Genomic DNA, 16,250 nt, shown 5'->3' with positions numbered 1-16,250 from the left:
GAGTCGGGTGAGTGCCGACGAGGCGCAGGCCGCCGGGGCCGGCGGTAAGCCGGCAGGCGTCTACCGGTCGGCCCCGGTCGGTCCGGAACCGCCGGAGCCCACCCCGCCACCGGAGCCCACCGAGCCACCTACGCCAGTCACCCCCGAACCGGAGCCCACCCCCACGCCGCCCCCACCCGGCCCCGGACCGACGCCACCCCCACCGATCCCGACGCCACCGGTACCCGCACCGACGCCACCGGCACCCGAGCCGTACCCGCCAGGTCCGGTACCCGCGCCGCCGCCCGGTCCGCGTCCCACGCCACCCGTACCGGGTCCGCCGACGCCGCCGCCGGGGCCACCCCTGCCGTCGCCGCCGCCACCGCCCGGACCGATGCCGGCGCCGCCCTTCCCACCGCCACCCGCAAGCGCGCCGACTCCGCCACCCGCTGGCGCGGTACCCGGCGGATCGGCGCCGCCCCGCGCCAGCGCTACCGTCACACCGGTTCCCGCTCCGGGCAGCGCGCCGCCGGTCGCACCGATCTCCCCGCCCGCCAGCGCGCCGCCGGTCGCACCGATCTCCCCGCCGCCCAGCGCGCCGCCGGTCGCACCGATCTCCCCGCCGCCCAGCGCGCCGCCGGTCGTACCGGCTCCCGCCCTGCCGGTCTGGCCGCCACCGACCAGTTCCGCCGAGCGGCGCGACCAGACGGCAGCCAGCTCATCGGGAGCGGCGCCGCGACAGTCGTCCCGCCCGGGACTGCTGCCGCCGACGGGTGCGCCGGTCACCGCCGGGCCCGGCTCGCCCGGCGGCGACGTGCCGCCGACCGCACCCGTGCCGACCCCGGAACCGGGTGCCCGGCGGCAGCCGCCGGGGGACCGACCCGCACCGGAGACATCCCGTCCCGGCGGGTCCGACCTGAGCGCGTACTACGACGACGTGGCGGGCTCCGCCACCGTGGCCTTCCCGGCCGGCGAGGAGAACTCAGGGTCACTTACCGGTCACATTCTGGCGCAGGGCTGGGCGGAGACCGCGAGCGACCGCTCCACCAGCACGCTCCGCGTGCTGATCGTGATGGCCATCGCACTCGGCCTGTTGGTGACCATCAGCGTGCTTGTCGTACTGCTCGCGAAGGACGCGCTGAGCAGCGTCGCCATCGGTCTGCCCGGATGACTGCGGATGCCCCCGGCGGGGTGAATCCGCCCACTACCCCCGGGCGACCCGAGTGGGCGCGCGGAGATCGCCGTACACTAGTCGGTGATCACTGACCCGGCGCGCGACCCGTGCGCCCATGGGCGATCTTGCGGAAGATCCGACGGCGTCGTGCCGTGGCGGGACATCGCGAAGATGCGCCCCGCTTGAAAGGCATTTGTTGACCACCTTCGCTGACTCCAGCATGCCCTCGTTCCTCCTCGACGTTCCCGCCGACCCGCAGCCGGCCGGCAGCAGCACCGACTCCACCCCCGCCGACCCGATCAGCTTCGAGGCGCTCGGGCTTCCCGGGCCGCTGGTCCGCGCCCTCGCCCGGCAGGGCATCACCACCCCGTTCGAGATCCAGCGGGCCACCGTGCCGGACGCCCTCGCGGGGCGGGACGTGCTGGGTCGTGGGCAGACCGGCTCCGGCAAGACGCTGGCCTTCGGGCTGCCGATGCTGGCCCGGGTCGCCAACGGTGAGCGCGCCCGGCCGCTGCATCCGCGGGCTCTCGTCCTGGTGCCCACCCGGGAACTCGCCATGCAGGTCAACGACGCGCTGCTGCCGCTGGGCAAGGCCGTCGGCGTGTTCCTGAAGACCGCGGTCGGCGGGGTGCCGTACGACCGTCAGATCGATGCGCTGCGCCGCGGCGTGGAGATCGTGGTGGCGACGCCGGGCCGGCTCGCCGACCTGATCAATCGTGGCGTGTGCCGCCTCGACGACGTCGAGATCACCGTGCTCGACGAGGCGGACCAGATGGCCGACATGGGCTTCCTCCCCGAGGTCACCGAACTGCTGGCCAAGACCCCGGCGGACACCCAGCGGCTGCTCTTCTCGGCCACTCTCGACACCGATGTGGACGCGCTGGTCCAGCGGTTCATGACCGACCCGGTCACCCACTCGACCGCCCCGCCGACCGCTGCGGTGTCCACGATGGATCACCACCTGCTGCTCATCCCGCCGCACGACAAGTTCCCGGTGACCGCGTCGATCGCCGCACGCGCCGGCCGGACCATCGTCTTCGCTCGTACCCAGCTCGGTGTCGACCGGCTCGTCGCGCAGCTCGCGGCGGTCGGCGTACGCGCCGGTGGGCTGCACGGCGGCAAGACCCAGCGGATGCGTACCCGCACCCTGGCCGAGTTCCGCGAGGGACGGACAAATGTCCTGATCGCCACCGACGTGGCGGCCCGGGGCATCCACGTCGACGGGGTCTCGCTTGTGCTGCACGTCGACCCGCCGAAGGACCCGAAGGACTACCTGCACCGGGCGGGCCGGACCGCACGCGCCGGTGAGACAGGTGCGGTGGCGACGCTGGTGTTGCCGAAGCAGCGCCGCACCACCCTGGCCATGCTGGAGAAGGCCGGCGTGCAGCCGGCGGAGGCTCGGGTACGGGCCGGCGACCCGGCGCTGGCCGAGCTGATCGGGGCGCGGGAGCCGAGCGGCGTCCCTGTCCGCGAGGAGCCCGAGGCGCCTCGCCGCTCCGGCCGACCGGCTGGCCCACGCCGCTTCGGTGACCGGCCCAGCGGTGACCGGCCCAGCGGCGAACGACGCTACGGCGACCAACCGCGCGGCGAACGACGCTACGGTGACCAGCCGCGCAGCGAACGCCGGTACGGTGACCAGCCGCGCGGCGATCGACGCTTCGGGGAGCACACCCGCAGCGACCGGTACGCGGACGCCCGCGGTGACCGGCGGTACGGAGAGCGGGTCGAGCGCTCGGACGCTCGGCCGCAGGACCGGTCGCGCGAGGACTGGCGCAGTTCCGGCGCACGGCCGCGTACCCGCACCCACTGACACCCGTTTGCGGGGCGGCCTTGCTCGCATGCCCTGTCCGCCCCGCCCGGGTGGCGTAACGTCCGGCTCATGCCGAAGTCGTTGCTGTGGACCCGGATCGACACCGCTGGCGCCGAACACGCCCTGGTCGACGATGGCCAGGGGCTGATCGCGCAGGGCACCCAGGTGGCCGCCGATCCGGTTCCCTACACCTGCCGCTACCAACTGGCGACCGACCCCCAGTGGGTGAGCGCCCGGTTGGAGGTCGAGGTCGAGGGAGCCGGGTGGCGGCGCAGCGTACGCCTGGAACGGGCGACGCAACGGTGGCGGGTGACCGCCGCCGAGCAGGGCGACCTGGACGCCGCCCTGGTCGCGGCCGGGCACGCCCCGGCCGGGTTGCCCGGCGTCGAGGACCCGGACCGGCTGGCCGACGCTCTCGACCTGGACCTCGGCGGCTCACCGCTGTTCAACACGCTGCCGCTGCGCCGGCTCGGCCTGACCACTGCGCCGGCCGACACCAGCCACCGGCTCGACGTGGCCTGGGTGCTGGTGCCGAGCCTGACCGTGCTCCCCGTCGAGCAGACCTACACCGGGCTGGGTCCGCACCGGTTCCGGTACGCCAGCGGCGGCTTCACCGCCGACATCGACGTGGACCAGGATGGTTACGTGCTCCACTATCCCGGCCTGGCGGAGCGACCGGCAGCACGAGGGCGCTAGCCCGGCCAGCGACAGCCAACCAGCGGGCCAACCAGCGGGCCAGCCAGCGGCAGCCAGCCGGCAACCAGCGGGCCAGCCAGCGGCAGCCAGCCGGCAACCAGCGGGCCAGCCAGCCGGCAACAGCGGGCCAGCCAGCGACGGCAGCGGGCCAGCCAGCGACGGCAGCGGGAGCGGCCGATGCCGACGGCCAGCCGGCGGGGCCAGCGGGCCGGCGGGTGACAGGCGGCCCGGGTCAGAGCGGCCAACTGCCGTCGGCCAGGAACCGTTCGATGGTGGCCAGGTACGGGTCGAGGTCGAGCCCCTGCGCGGCCACCCACTCGTCGGCGTAGTACGTGTCGCTGTACCGGTCGCCGGCATCGCAGATCAACGTGACCACCGAGCCGGTACGGCCGGCGGCCAGCAACTCGGCGATCATCCCGAATGCGCCCCACAGGTTGGTGCCGGTCGATCCGCCCACCCGCCGGCCCAGCACCACCGAGCCGGCCCGCATCGCGGCCAGCGAGGCGGCGTCCGGCACCTGCACCATCCGGTCCACCACGGAGGGCAGGAAGGACGCCTCGACCCCCGGCCGGCCGATCCCCTCGATCCGGGAGCCCTGTCCGGTGCGCACCGACCAGTCCGCCGCCTGCCAGGCGGGGTAGAACGCCGAGTTCTCCGGATCGACCACGCAGAGTTTGGTGGGTAGCCGCCGGTAGCGGACGTACCGGCCGAGGGTGGCGCTGGTGCCACCGGTGCCGGCGCCGACCACCACCCAGGCCGGTACGGGATGGCGCTCCAGCGCGAGCTGCGCGTAGATCGACTCGGCGATGTTGTTGTTGCCCCGCCAGTCGGTGGCTCGCTCCGCGTAGGTGAACTGGTCCATGAAGTGCCCACCGGTGTCCTCGGCCAGCCAGCGGGCCTCGACCACCACCTTCGCCGGATCCTGCACCAGGTGGCACCGGCCGCCCTGGAACTCGATCTGGGTGATCTTCTCGGGTGAGGTGGAGGCGGGCATCACCGCGATGAAGGGCAGCCCCAGCATCCGGGCGAAGTACGCCTCGGAGACCGCGGTGGAGCCCGAGGACGCCTCGATGATCGTGGTGTCCGGCCCGATCCAGCCGTTGCAGAGCCCGTACAGGAACAGCGACCGGGCCAACCGGTGTTTCAGCGAGCCGGTGGGGTGGACCGACTCGTCCTTGAGATAGAGGTCGATCCCCCACCGTCGGGGCAGCGGGAAGGGCAGCAGGTGGGTGTCGGCCGACCGGTTCGCGTCCGCCTCGACGGCCGCGATGGCCTCGGTCACCCACCGTCGGCTGTTCTCGTCACACCGGTCAAGCTGAGTCACGCTCAGGAAGGTAGCAGCAGCTCAGGAGGATGGCGGCGCCACCGGCTGTGGGCGGTTCTCCCACTTGGTGGACAGGGCGATGCTGGTCCGGGTGGAGGCGACGCCGGGCGTGCGGTTGACCCGTACGATCAGCCGCTCCAACTCGGCGATTGTGCGTACCCGGACCTTGATCAGGAACGACTCGACGCCGGCCATGAAGTAGCACGACTCGATCTCCGGGATCGTGCGGAACGCCTCCAGCACGTCGTCGGTGTCCGCGCCGGAGTCCTCCACGACGCTGATCAGGGCGGTCACGTTCAGCCCGATCGTCTCCGGCTCGACCTCCGCCCGGTAGGCGCGGATCACGCCGCTGGCTTCCAGCTTGCCGACCCGCTCGTGCACCGCCGGCGCGGAGAGGCCGACCTGGCGGGCCAGTTCGGCGTACGACAGGCGGGCGTTGCCACGGAGCAGGTCCACGAGGCTGAGGTCGATGGCGTCCACGGACTGTAGACCCTAGTCGGCGCCGCGTAACACCCGGACTCCGGCATCCGTTGAACATGGCAGCGGGTGACAGTTCGCATACCCGGGGTCGAGAGGTCGGAGCGCCGGTAGCATTTACTAACTTCCCACTCAGTGCGTTTTTCGCGTTTGGCGGACAGGCCAGTGCGCTGGTGCTGTAATTGCCATACGTCCCTCATGACGGCTCTGGGCTCGCACCGGCCGGGGGCAGTGTGTTCAGCCGGGGGCTTCGTCGACGCGAGGAGGGGGCTGTGGACACTGGAGATCGCCTGCTGACACCGGGTGAGGTCGCCGCGCTGTTTCGGGTAGACCCGAAAACTGTGACGCGCTGGGCGGCGGCGGGCCGGATCGGCAGCATCCGGACTCCAGGAGGGCATCGCCGGTTTCGGGAATCCGAGGTGCGGGCCCTGCTCGAGGGGGAGGGCATGCTGGAAGAGGCGGACGAGATGGGCCGGCCGCGAAACGCGGGTCCGACCGCTTCGACCGGCCCGGGTCCGGCAAACGCCGGCATGTACTGAGTGGTGCGGAGGGAACGCGGACCGGTCGTCAGGTCCGGTCCGCGTTCAACGTCCCGGTCCAGCGGTGGAACAGGGTGTGTGGCACGCCGAGCGCGTCGAGCACCTTGCCGGCCACGAAGTCCACGAGTTGCGGCGCGCTGGCGGCGGCTCCCGCGCCGTAGAAGCCGGGGCTGGCCGGTAGCACCACCGCACCGGCGTCGTGCAACGCGATCAGGTGCTCCAGGTGGCTGCGGGTCACGGGCGTCTCGCGGGGCACCACGACCACCCGTCGGCGTTCCTTGAGGTTCACCTCGGCGGCCCGCTGGAGCAGGTCCTTGGACAGGCCGATCGCGATGCCGGCGCAGGCCGCCGTGCTGGCCGGTACCACCGCCATGCCGCGTACCGGATAGGAGCCGCTGCTCGGGCCGGCGGCCAGGTCACCGGCGGGCCAGTGGCGTACGTCCGCACCGGCGAGGTCGCGGTCGAGCCAGGCGGCCAGGTCCTCGGCCCAGTGCGCGTCGCGGAACGGTCGTCCGGTCTCGTCGAGCACGGTCAACCGGGCGGCCCGGGAGACAACGAGGTCGACGGCCTCACCGGCGTCGAGCAGCCCTCGGACGACCGCCGCCGCGTACGGCGTGCCGGAGGCCCCGGACACCCCGACCACCCATGGTTCACGCATGTCCTCAGTCCGCCACTACGCTCGCAGGCCGAGCCGGACGGTCAGGTCGAGCAGGGCGAAGAGGAACAGCGCGATGCCGACGAAGCCGTTCGCGGTGAAGAACGCCCGGTTGACCCGGCTCAGGTCGGTCGGCGTGACCACCAGGTGCTGGTAGCCGAAGGCGACCGCGGTCAGCGCCAGGCCGATCCACCAGAGCCAGCCGAAACCGACCAGGGCACCGAACCAGAGGAACAGCGCGAAGGTCACCACGTGCGCGGCGGTGGAGGCGTGCAGCGCGAACCGCAGCCCGTACCGGGCCGGCACGCTGTGCACACCGATCTTCCGATCCACCTCGGCGTCCTGGCAGGCGTAGATCAGGTCGAAGCCGCCGATCCACAGCCCGACGGCGGCACCGAGCAGCCAGGCCGGCCCGGAGCCGGCGAACGTGCCGGTGACCGCGAGCCAGGCGCCGATCGGACCCACCATCTGGGCGATCCCCAGGATGGCGTGCGGCCAGTTGGTGAACCGCTTGCCGTACGGGTAAACGATCAGCGGCACCACGGCCAGCGGCGCGAGCGCCAGGCAGAGCGGGTTGAGCAGGGCGGCGGCGGCCAGGAAGACGGCCAGGGCGACGCCCGCGCCGGTCCAGGCCGTGCGCAGGCTCACCGCCCCGGTCACCAACTCGCGGTTGGCCGTACGCGGGTTCGCGGCATCGATCCGCCGGTCCAGAATCCGGTTGGCGGCCATCGCGAAGGTCCGCGCCCCCACCATCGCCACGGTGATCAGCAGCAGGTCCCACCACCGCACCCGCCCGCCGTTCACCTGCATGGCCGTCAACGCCGACAGGTAGGCGAACGGCAACGCAAACACCGAATGCTCGATCGCGACGAGCTTGAGGAAGGCACCCACCCGCCCCCGCGATCGTGCACCTTCCGTCGGGACAGAGCCGGACGAAGGCGACGAATCGGCGACCGAAAGCGCGTGATCGCGGGGGTTGTTGGCGGTGGTCGCCATTAGAGGCCGTACTCCTTCCAGCGCTTGTCGACAAGCGAGACGACCTCGGGGGCCATGGTCATCTCCTCCGGCCAGCCACGGGTGTAGCCCTCGCTGGGCAGTTTGCGGGTGGCGTCGATGCCGGCCTTGCCGCCCCAGAACTGCTGGTACGACGAGTGGTCGAGGTGGTCCACCGGGCCCTCGGTGAGCAGCAGGTCGCGGGCGTAGTCGACGTTACCGAAGGCGCGGAAGGCGACCTCGCGGTAATCGTGCACGTCGCAGTCCTCGTCGACGATCACGATCAGCTTGGTCAGCGACATCATGTGCGCGCCCCAGATCGCGTTCATCACCTTCTGCGCGTGCTTCGGGTAGCGCTTGCGGATCGAGACGATCGCGCAGTTGTGGAAGACCCCGGCGGCCGGCAGGTCGTAGTCGACGATGTCCGGAATGAGGAACCGCAGCAGCGGCGCGAAGATCCGCTCGGTGGCCTTGCCGAGGCCATGGTCCTCCTGCGGCGGCTTCGAGGTGACGATCGAGTGGTACACCGGGTCGCGCTGCATGGTCATCGCCTCGACGTGCAGCACCGGGAACGGCTCGACCGGAGTGTAGAAGCCGGTGTGATCGCCGAACGGCCCCTCCGGCAGCCGCTCGCCCGGCTCCAGGTAGCCCTCAAGCACCACCTGGGCGTGCGCCGGCACCTGCAACGGCACGGTCAGGCAGTCGACCATCTCCACCCGCTCGCCGCGCAGGAACCCGGCGAACAGGTATTCGTCGATGTCGGCGGGAAGCGGCGCGCTGGACGAGTAGCTGACCACCGGGTCGCAGCCGATGGCGATGGCCACCGGCAGCCGCTGGCCGAGCCGCTCGGCAACGGCGTGGTGCGCGGTGGAGTTCTTGTGGATCTGCCAGTGCATGCCGAGGGTGTTGTGGCTGTGCTGCTGGAGCCGGTACAGCCCCAGGTTCCGCTTACCGGTCTCCGGGTGCTTGGTGTGGGTCAGCCCGAAGTTGTGGAAGATCCCACCGTCGCCCGGCCACACCTGGAGCCCGGGCAGCCGGTTCAGGTCGACGTCGTCACCCCGGTAGACCACCTGCTGGCAGGGCGCGGTCTTGACCTTCTTGGGCGGCATCGACTTGAGCTGCATCACCTTGCCGAGACCACCCATCATGCCGGCGAACCCCACCGGCAACTCCGGCTTGAGCATCTCGCCGATCCGGTTGCCGATCTCGTCAAGCGACTCGACGCCGAGCGCCATCGCGGTGCGCTTCTCGGTGCCGAAGAGGTTGATCGCCACCGGCATCTCGCCCCGGGTGGGCCGCTCGAAAAGCAGCGCCGGACCATCAGCCCGGACCGTCCGGGTGACGATCTCGCTGATCTCCAGCGTCGGGTCGACCGGCACGCCGACGCGGCGTAGTTCGCCCTCGCGCTCAAGCGCTGCCAGGAAGTCCTTCAGGTCGGTGTACGGGAACCCACGAGCCGCCATACCAGCAAGTCTCCCCCACGCCCCACCACCCCGCCCACGCCGGGTGCTGTGACGTGGAAGGAAGGGCCCCCTGTTAACGCCTGGTGTATAGCAAGGGCCCCTTTTTAACAATCGTCACGCCGCCGGCCGCCACGCGTACGGGCCGGCTCCCCGGCCAGGTGCCAGGCTGATGGCATGTCGGACGCGTACATGGTCGGCGACCCGGACGGCCTGTCGCCGCTACAGGTCGAGTTGCGGGATGCCATCGCCCGGGAACTGCATGCCCAACTGGCGTTGCGGTCGGAGCGGATCGAGCTGGCCGATGTGCCGGAGGTCGCCTACCAGGTCACCCTGCGGGTGAGCGAGACGCTACGGCGAGACCGAGCCCGGTGACGCTGCGTCAGAGGCCGGCGTAGGAGTGCAGGCCCTCGAAGAAGATGTTCACGCCGAAGAGGTTCATCAGCACCGTCGCGAAGCCGAGGATGGCCAACCAGGTGGCCACGTTCCGCTTCACGCTCGGCGTGGCTCGGGCGTGCAGGTAGCCCGCGTAGATCACCCAGGAGATGAACGACCAGGTCTCCTTCGGGTCCCAGCCCCAGGGCCGACCCCAGGCCGCCTCGGCCCAGATCGCCCCGGCGATCACCGCGAAGGTGAAGATCGGGAACGAGAAGGCGTGCAGCACGAAGGTGAGCCGCTCCAGGCTGGCCGCCGCCGGCAACCGCTTCGCCAGCGTGTACGGGAAGCTGCGCTTGCCCTGCTCGTACCCGGCCCGCATCAGGTACGCCACCGCCGGCACCGCGCCGAGCAGGAACAGCCCGGAGGCGAAGACGACTGTCGACACGTGCACGACGAACCAGTACGAGTTGAGCGCCGGCACCAGCGGCACGATCGGCGTGTAGAGCACCAGCTCGGCGGTGGCCACCAGCAGCACCATGACCAGGGTCAGGAAGAGCCCCAGGCGGCGCAGCGAGGGCACCTTCACCAGCACCACCAACCAGGCGGCGACCCCGATGAACGAGACCGTGAGCACGAACTCGTACATGTTGCCCCACGGCATCCGGTCCGCAGCGATACCACGGGTGACCAGCCCGATCAGGTGCAGCACGGCACCGAGGGCGGTCAGCCCGACCGCGACCCGGCCGGCCAGTTCGGCCCGGCTCGTCGTACGCCCGTTCTGGCCAGCCGCCCCGCCAACGGCCGAGAGCCTCTCCCCAGCCGCAACCCCGTCGCCGGTCGGAGTCACCGAAGCGCTGCCGCCGACCGCCGCGCCCACCAGTTCGCGGGCGGGTGCCGCCACCGTCCTGGCCTGCGCGTTGCCCAGGGCGTACTCGACCGCGTGGCTGATCATGGCCAGCAGGTACACCAGGGTGGCGATCGACACCATCTGGTCGGATAGTGCGGACATCAGTTGGCTCCTCCTCGCGCCCCGGTGCCGGGGCTGGCCGATGCCTCGTCGGCCCCGGTCCCGGCAGCGGCCCGCCGATCGCCGCGGACCGCAGCCACCAGCTGAGCGAACTCGTCGGCGAACCCAGGATGTTCGGTACGCGGCAGGCCAGCCACCTCGACCAAAGTACTACCGTCCGTCGGAGATCCATTGGCGGGGTCGACGGTACGGTCACCCGAATCGGCCGGCAGCATCCGGACGAAGACCCGGCGACGCCGGACGAAGAGCGAGCCCATCAGCCCGAGCACCAGTCCGAGCGAGCTGACCAGAAGCAGCATCGTGCCCGGATCGTGCCGTACGGACAGCACGATGTACGGCTCGGTGCCCAGGAACTCGACCGTGGTGCCGTCGTCAAGCGTCCAGCTCTCCCCCACCCGCAGTTGCTTAGCGCCGATCTCGGTGAGCCGGCCGTTGCGTACCTGCTGCTGGTCAAGCTGGTAGATCGAGCTGGGACGCCCGCCGTCCAGACCCAGGTAGCCCCGATAGGCCACCAGGTCGAGCAACGGATTCTGCTCGGCCGGATGCTCCGACCTGGTGAACGGGGCCTGCTGCGGTGCGGTCGGCAGGTAGAGGCCGGAGAACGCCACCTGAAGGTTCAGGTCCCGTTCGCCGCTCTCCGGATCGACGTTGGCGTCGGGGAAGGCGGCCAGCCCCTCACTGGTCAGCCCGATGTCGCCGTTGTTCAGGAAGGGCACCGCGCTGCTCTGGCTGATGCCGAAGCGGTCGGTGTAGCGGATCACCGGGGCGTACCCGTGCCCGAGCAGGTAGACGTTCGCGCCGTCGAGCCGCAGCGGCGAGTTGACCGAGAACTCCGCCGGCCGCGGTGCCTCGCCGTCCTCGTCCACCGTCACCTTGGCGTTGTAGGAGGACGGTTGGCCGGTCGGCAGGAACCGGGCGTCGAACTCGTCCAGCCGGATGCAGAACCGGGGCAGGTCGTCGCCGACGCGCGGGCCGAAGGACGCCTCGGCGTACTGCTGACCGGTGTTGCAGAAGACGTGGTCGGCGCCGGCGACGAGCAGCCGGTTGCCGTGCCAGCCGTACCAGGAGCCGAGGGCGACCCCGACCAGCACCAGCACCATCGAGCTGTGGAAGATCAGGTTCCCGGTCTCCTTGAGGTAGCCCTTCTCGGCGGAGACCTCGTCGCCCCGGACCACCACCCGCCAGCGTCGACGCCGCAACGTCTCGGCGACCGCCGAGACGCCGCCGTCCGGCGCGGGCACCACCGCGTGTTGCGGCAGCCGCTCCAGTCGCCTCGGTACGGCCGGCGGCTTGGCGCGCAGCGCCCGGACGTGGTCGCGCAGCCGGGGCGTGATGCACCCGATCAGGGAGGTGAAGAGCAGCAGATAGATCGCGGAGAACCAGACCGAACTGAACGCCTCGAACGCGCCGACCCGGTCAAGCACCGGCGCCAGATCCGGGTACGCGGTGAAGAAGTCCCGGACGTCCTCCGGGTTGACCCCGCGCTGCGGCAGCACCGAGCCGGGAATGGCGGCGACCGCGAGCAGGAAGAGCAACACCAGGGCGGTACGCATGCTGGTCAGCTGCCGCCACGAGTTACGCAGCAGGGCCAGCAGCGGGTTCGGGCGGCGGCGGGGCGCTTTGGCCGGCGCGGTGGGCCGGTCGTCGACCGCGGTCATCAGATGCTCACCTCGCCGGTGCCGAAGGTGGTCTGCAACCAGATCACCACGTTCGTCCAGCCGCCCGTCATCAGGGCGAGGCCGATCGTGATCAGCAGGAGGCCACCGATCCGGGTGACCCAGCGGCTGTGCCGGCGTACCGTCTTGAAGACGCCGAGCAGGCGCTCGAAGCCCAGCCCGAAGACGATGAACGGGATTCCCAGCCCGAGGCAGTACGCCACGGCCAGCACCACCGCCCGGTCCAACTGGCCGCTGGTGGTGGCCATGCCGAGCACGGCGGCCAGGGTGGGCCCGGTGCACGGGATCCAACTCAGTGCGAAGACCGCGCCCAGCACGGGAGCGCCGGCCAGCCCGGCCGCGGGCAACCGGTTGATCCGGAGTTCGCGCTGAAACCCGGGCAGTACGCCGAGGTAGCCCAGCCCGAGCACCACGACGAGACCGCCGATGACAATCTCCAGCGCCCGCTCGTAGTCGAAGAAAACCCGGCCGATGCTGCTGAACAGGATCGCGGTGGCGGTGAAGACGACGGTGAAGCCGGCGATGAAGAGCAGCGTCCCGGCGAGCACCCGGCCTTTCACCGCCCGACGGGCGCGGGTCCGCTCGCGTACCGCCGTGCCGACGCCGGCACCGACCACGGCGCCTCCGTCTGCTGTGCTGGCTGCGTCGGCGACGGGGTCGGCCGTGTTAGCGGTGTTAAGAGGGGGCCCTTCCTCTACCGCAGGCGTTAACAGGGGGCCCTTCCTTGCACTTCGGCCTTCCAGGTCGGCGCCGGCCAGGCCGGTTACGTAGGAGAGGTAGCCGGGCATCAGCGGCAGGACGCACGGGGAGAGGAAGCTCACCAGGCCGGCCAGGGCCGCCGCGCCCACTGCCAGGAGCAGTGGGCCCGAGGTGGCGAGCTGGTTGAAGGTCTCACCCATCAGCGTGGGCCGGACGGCGCGGGCGACTCCGCAGCGATCCGCTCGACGATTGGTTGCAGGCCCTCCTGCCGGACCGCGGCCCGGATCACGGTGGCGATCCGGCCCTCCCGGTCGAGGACGACGGTGGCCGGGACGGTGTTCGGCGGGATGTCCATGTCGAGGGCGAGCCGGCTGCCGGGGTCGAAGATGCTCGGGTAGCTGACCCGGCCCTCCTCGAAGGCGATCGCCTTGTCCCGGCTGTCCTGCACGTTGATGCCGAGGAAGGTCACCCCGGAGTCCTTGGTGGCCTGGTAGGTGTTCTCCAGGTCGTCGGCCTCGGCCCGGCAGGGCGCGCACCACGAACCCCAGAAGTTGACCACGACCACCTGGCCACGCTGGTCGGCCACGTCGTACGCGCCGCCCTTGAGCAGCTCACCGCTGATCTTGGGAGCGGCGGAGCGTTGGTCCGGGGCGCACTGCACGATGCCGCCCTCGCTGTCGCACTCCGGCTTACCGCCGCCGGGCAGGCAGCCGGTCAGCAGGGCGGTCACGGTCGCAGCGGCGGCCAGACCGGCGGCCAGTTTCCGGGGCACCATTCAAGCCCCCTTGGCCGTCCGGGCGGTGGGTGACATCGCCACCAGATGCGCGGCCGGTTCGGAGTAGCCGATGCCGACGACCTTGGCGCCGTCGAAGTGGAAGGTGGTGAGCGAGGCCAGCCCGCACTGCCGGCGACGCGGGTCGTGCCAGAGCCGCTTGCGCTCGACGTGCCGACGCAGCGTCCAGATCGGCAACTGGTGCGAGACGAGCACCGCCTCGCGGCCCTCGGCGGCGACCCGGGCGGCGTGCAGGGCGGCGAACATCCGCTCGGCGATCACCCGGTACGCCTCACCCCAGGAGGGGGTGACCGGGTCGCGGAGCACCCACCAGTTGCGCGGGTCGCGGAAGGAGCCGTCGCCGGGCGAGACCTTCTTGCCTTCGAACCAGTTGGCGCTCTCGATCAGTCGCTCGTCCACCCCGACGGGCAGCCCGAACTGGGCGGCGATGGGTTCGGCGGTCTGCTGGGCGCGCTCCAGGGGACTGGCCACCACGTGCACGACCTCGCGGTCGGCGAGCCCCTGCGCGGCGGCCTTGGCCATCTGGACACCCAACTCGCTGAGGCGGAACCCGGGCAACCGGCCGTAGAGAATGCCGTCCGGGTTGTGCACCTCGCCGTGCCGAAGCACGTGGACCACCGTCTTGCTCACCGCAGTGTCCCCTTTGTTCGCGACTGCGGGGCTCGCAGACCCGGCTCACTCCTCGCGCTCACCGCAGTGTCCCCTTCGTTCGCGACTGCGGGGCTCGCAGACCCGGCTCACTCCTCGCGCTCACCGCTACCCCCCTGTACTTGCTGCTGCCGCCGCCTCGGCCGCCGCCGGCAGGGCGGCGGCGATCTGTTCCAGGGCAGCGTCGTCGATCGCTGCCGACACGAACCAGGACTCGAACGCGCTCGGCGGGAGGTACACCCCGGCGGCGAGCATCGCGTGGAAGAACGCCTTGAACGCGGGCACCTGCTGGGTGCGGGCGCTGTCGTAGTCGACCACGTCGGCGTCGGTGAAGAAGATCGAGAACATGCTGCCCGCGTACGACAGCCGGTGCGGGACACCGGCGGCGGTCAGCGCGTCGGTGGCGAGCTTGCCCACGACGGTGGCCGTCTCGTCCAGCCGGCGGTAGAGCGCGTCGTCGGCCAGTCGCAGCGTGGTCAGGCCGGCCGCGCAGGCCAGCGGGTTTCCGGAGAGCGTGCCGGCCTGGTAGACCGGGCCGGCGGGGGCCAGCCGCGACATGATCTCCGCTCGCCCGCCGAAGGCCGCGGCGGGCAGCCCGCCACCCATCACCTTGCCGTACGTCCACAGGTCCGCGTCGACCGGATCGAGGCCCTGCCAGCCCGAGCGGGACACCCGGAAGCCGGTCATCACCTCGTCGACGATGAGCAGCGCACCGTGCGCGTGGGCGATCCGGGCCAGCTCGCCGTTGAATCCGTTGCGGGGAGCCACCACGCCCATGTTGCCCGGCGCCGCCTCGGTGATCACCGCGGCGATGTGCCGGCCCTCGGCGGCGAACGCCTCCTCGACGGCCACGAGGTCGTTGTACGGCAGCACGATGGTCTCGCTGGCCGCCGCCCCGGTCACACCCGGCGAGTCCGGCAGGCCGAGGGTGGCCACGCCGGAGCCGGCGGAGGCGAGCAGCGCGTCCACGTGGCCGTGGTAGCAGCCGGCGAACTTGATGATCTTCGAACGGCCGGTGTACCCCCGGGCCAGCCGGATCGCCGACATGGTCGCCTCGGTGCCGGAGTTGACCAGCCGAACCTGCTCCACCGGCGTGCGTTCGACGATCTCGGCGGCCAACTCGACCTCGCCGGGCGTGGGCGTACCGAAGCTGGTGCCCCGCGCGGCGGCGTCCTGCACGGCCGCGACCACCTCGGGGTGCGCGTGGCCGAGAATCAGCGGACCCCAGGAGCAGACCAGGTCGACGTAGCGCCGCCCGTCGGCGTCGTGGAGCCAGGCACCCTCGCCCCGGACCATGAAGCGTGGTGTGCCGCCGACCGCCTGGAAGGCGCGGACAGGGGAATTCACCCCGCCCGGCACGATGGCGCGAGCGCGGTCGAACAGGGCCGCTGAGGCCGGCGCGTCGACCGGGTAACGGTCGGATCCGGCGGAAAACACCTCGGTCACGATGTCGCCATTGTGTCAGCGCCTGCCGGCGGATCAGCAGGCACCCCGGATCAGGGTTACCGGGCTCACCTCGGCGCACCGGCGGACGACGGCCTGCCTCAACAGGCCAGGCGTGCGAGATCGCGATAGGCTGGCCGGGTGGATCGTGCCGAACTGTCCATCACCGTACACCGGACGGGCGACGAAGCAGTACTGCGCCTCGCCGGTGAGATCGACATGCTCACGGCCGCCCAGCTGTCGACAGTTGTCAATGAAGTACTCGCCGAGGCGCCGCCCCGGATCGTGCTCGATCTCGGCGGGGTCACCTTCTGCGACTCGCAGGGGCTCGGCACGCTTGTGGTCCTCAGCCGCAAGGCCAGCCACGCGCAGAGCCTGCTTCTGCTGACCAACGTCGGCGATTTCCTGCTGCGGGTCCTGGACATCACCGGTCTGCGCAGCGCCCTGATGATCCGCAACGACGCCCCCGCCTCCTGACC

Annotated in this window: 18 protein-coding genes; 6 read left to right on the top strand and 12 right to left on the bottom strand. The window is 71.4% G+C overall.

Annotated features, from left to right (window positions below):
• Positions 1-60: 60 nt before the first annotated feature.
• On the bottom strand, positions 61-765 hold the full coding sequence (locus QQG74_RS01660; protein WP_341718534.1) for a hypothetical protein: 705 nt from the start codon (positions 763-765) through the stop codon (positions 61-63).
• A gap of 46 nt (positions 766-811) precedes the next feature.
• On the opposite strand from QQG74_RS01660, the gene QQG74_RS01655 reads away from it, so the two are divergent.
• From QQG74_RS01655 to QQG74_RS01645, 3 genes are all read left to right on the top strand, one after another.
• Positions 812-1,150, top strand: a complete 339-nt coding sequence (locus tag QQG74_RS01655) for a hypothetical protein (RefSeq protein WP_341718533.1) — start codon at positions 812-814, stop codon at positions 1,148-1,150.
• A gap of 199 nt (positions 1,151-1,349) precedes the next feature.
• On the top strand, positions 1,350-2,963 hold the full coding sequence (locus tag QQG74_RS01650; protein WP_341718532.1) for a DEAD/DEAH box helicase: 1,614 nt from the start codon (positions 1,350-1,352) through the stop codon (positions 2,961-2,963).
• 69 nt (positions 2,964-3,032) lie between these two features.
• The gene (locus QQG74_RS01645) at positions 3,033-3,659 is read left to right on the top strand and encodes a putative glycolipid-binding domain-containing protein (RefSeq protein ID WP_341718531.1); all 627 of its coding nucleotides are present in this window, start codon (positions 3,033-3,035) and stop codon (positions 3,657-3,659) included.
• 232 nt (positions 3,660-3,891) lie between these two features.
• Here QQG74_RS01645 and QQG74_RS01640 read toward each other — a convergent pair whose 3' ends face one another.
• Together QQG74_RS01640 and QQG74_RS01635 are read right to left on the bottom strand one after the other, a co-directional pair.
• Entirely contained in the window at positions 3,892-4,983 is a 1,092-nt protein-coding gene (locus tag QQG74_RS01640; RefSeq protein WP_341718530.1) for a PLP-dependent cysteine synthase family protein, read from the bottom strand.
• A gap of 21 nt (positions 4,984-5,004) precedes the next feature.
• Complete coding sequence (locus QQG74_RS01635; RefSeq protein ID WP_341718529.1) at positions 5,005-5,463, bottom strand: Lrp/AsnC family transcriptional regulator; 459 nt, start codon at positions 5,461-5,463, stop codon at positions 5,005-5,007.
• A gap of 269 nt (positions 5,464-5,732) precedes the next feature.
• Between QQG74_RS01635 and QQG74_RS01630 the strand changes: the two genes are divergently transcribed.
• A complete protein-coding gene (locus QQG74_RS01630; protein ID WP_119578754.1) occupies positions 5,733-5,999 on the top strand; it encodes a BldC family transcriptional regulator in 267 nt (88 codons plus the stop codon).
• Between the two features lie 28 nt (positions 6,000-6,027).
• Here the strand turns inward: QQG74_RS01630 and QQG74_RS01625 are convergent, their stop codons facing one another.
• Genes QQG74_RS01625 through QQG74_RS01615 form a run of 3 tightly spaced genes read right to left on the bottom strand, consistent with a single transcriptional unit; the run spans position 6,028 to position 9,110 of the window.
• Positions 6,028-6,657: a UbiX family flavin prenyltransferase gene (locus tag QQG74_RS01625; RefSeq protein ID WP_341718528.1), complete on the bottom strand. Its 630-nt coding sequence runs from the start codon at positions 6,655-6,657 to the stop codon at positions 6,028-6,030.
• Between the two features lie 15 nt (positions 6,658-6,672).
• Positions 6,673-7,650, bottom strand: a complete 978-nt coding sequence (gene mqnP / locus QQG74_RS01620; RefSeq protein WP_341718527.1) for a menaquinone biosynthesis prenyltransferase MqnP — start codon at positions 7,648-7,650, stop codon at positions 6,673-6,675.
• Positions 7,650-9,110 carry a menaquinone biosynthesis decarboxylase gene (locus QQG74_RS01615; RefSeq protein ID WP_341718526.1) on the bottom strand — a complete coding sequence of 487 codons (1,461 nt, stop codon included), beginning with the start codon at positions 9,108-9,110 and terminating at the stop codon, positions 7,650-7,652. The genes mqnP and QQG74_RS01615 overlap by 1 nt, the downstream gene beginning before the upstream one ends.
• 174 nt (positions 9,111-9,284) lie before the next feature.
• Here QQG74_RS01615 and QQG74_RS01610 point away from each other — a divergent pair, with 174 nt between their 5' ends.
• Positions 9,285-9,482, top strand: a complete 198-nt coding sequence (locus QQG74_RS01610; RefSeq protein ID WP_341718525.1) for a hypothetical protein — start codon at positions 9,285-9,287, stop codon at positions 9,480-9,482.
• Positions 9,483-9,489: 7 nt separating this feature from the next.
• On the opposite strand, the gene ccsB is transcribed toward QQG74_RS01610, so the two are convergent.
• The 6 genes from ccsB to hemL all read right to left on the bottom strand — a co-directional run bounded on the left by ccsB (position 9,490) and on the right by hemL (position 15,774).
• Complete coding sequence (gene ccsB, locus QQG74_RS01605; protein WP_341718524.1) at positions 9,490-10,494, bottom strand: c-type cytochrome biogenesis protein CcsB; 1,005 nt, start codon at positions 10,492-10,494, stop codon at positions 9,490-9,492.
• Positions 10,494-12,170 carry a cytochrome c biogenesis protein ResB gene (locus QQG74_RS01600; RefSeq protein ID WP_341718523.1) on the bottom strand — a complete coding sequence of 559 codons (1,677 nt, stop codon included), beginning with the start codon at positions 12,168-12,170 and terminating at the stop codon, positions 10,494-10,496. The genes ccsB and QQG74_RS01600 overlap by 1 nt, the downstream gene beginning before the upstream one ends.
• Positions 12,170-13,087 (bottom strand): cytochrome c biogenesis protein CcdA, encoded by a 918-nt coding sequence (locus QQG74_RS01595; RefSeq protein WP_341718522.1) that lies wholly within the window; start codon positions 13,085-13,087, stop codon positions 12,170-12,172. Before QQG74_RS01595 ends, QQG74_RS01600 begins: the two co-directional genes overlap by 1 nt.
• The gene (locus QQG74_RS01590; protein ID WP_341718521.1) at positions 13,087-13,662 is read right to left on the bottom strand and encodes a TlpA disulfide reductase family protein; all 576 of its coding nucleotides are present in this window, start codon (positions 13,660-13,662) and stop codon (positions 13,087-13,089) included. Before QQG74_RS01590 ends, QQG74_RS01595 begins: the two co-directional genes overlap by 1 nt.
• Entirely contained in the window at positions 13,663-14,310 is a 648-nt protein-coding gene (locus tag QQG74_RS01585) for a histidine phosphatase family protein (RefSeq protein WP_341718520.1), read from the bottom strand. It lies immediately after the preceding gene.
• 126 nt (positions 14,311-14,436) lie between these two features.
• The gene (hemL, locus tag QQG74_RS01580; RefSeq protein ID WP_341718519.1) at positions 14,437-15,774 is read right to left on the bottom strand and encodes a glutamate-1-semialdehyde 2,1-aminomutase; all 1,338 of its coding nucleotides are present in this window, start codon (positions 15,772-15,774) and stop codon (positions 14,437-14,439) included.
• A gap of 138 nt (positions 15,775-15,912) precedes the next feature.
• On the opposite strand from hemL, the gene QQG74_RS01575 reads away from it, so the two are divergent.
• Positions 15,913-16,248, top strand: a complete 336-nt coding sequence (locus QQG74_RS01575) for an STAS domain-containing protein (RefSeq protein ID WP_341718518.1) — start codon at positions 15,913-15,915, stop codon at positions 16,246-16,248.
• The last annotated feature ends 2 nt before the right edge of the window (positions 16,249-16,250 follow it).

Origin of the sequence: Micromonospora sp. FIMYZ51 (assembly GCF_038246755.1) — a bacterium.
GTDB lineage: Bacteria > Actinomycetota > Actinomycetes > Mycobacteriales > Micromonosporaceae > Micromonospora.
The sequence above is the reverse complement of the archived record's forward strand: the minus strand, read 5'-3'. Positions and strand labels throughout refer to the sequence as shown.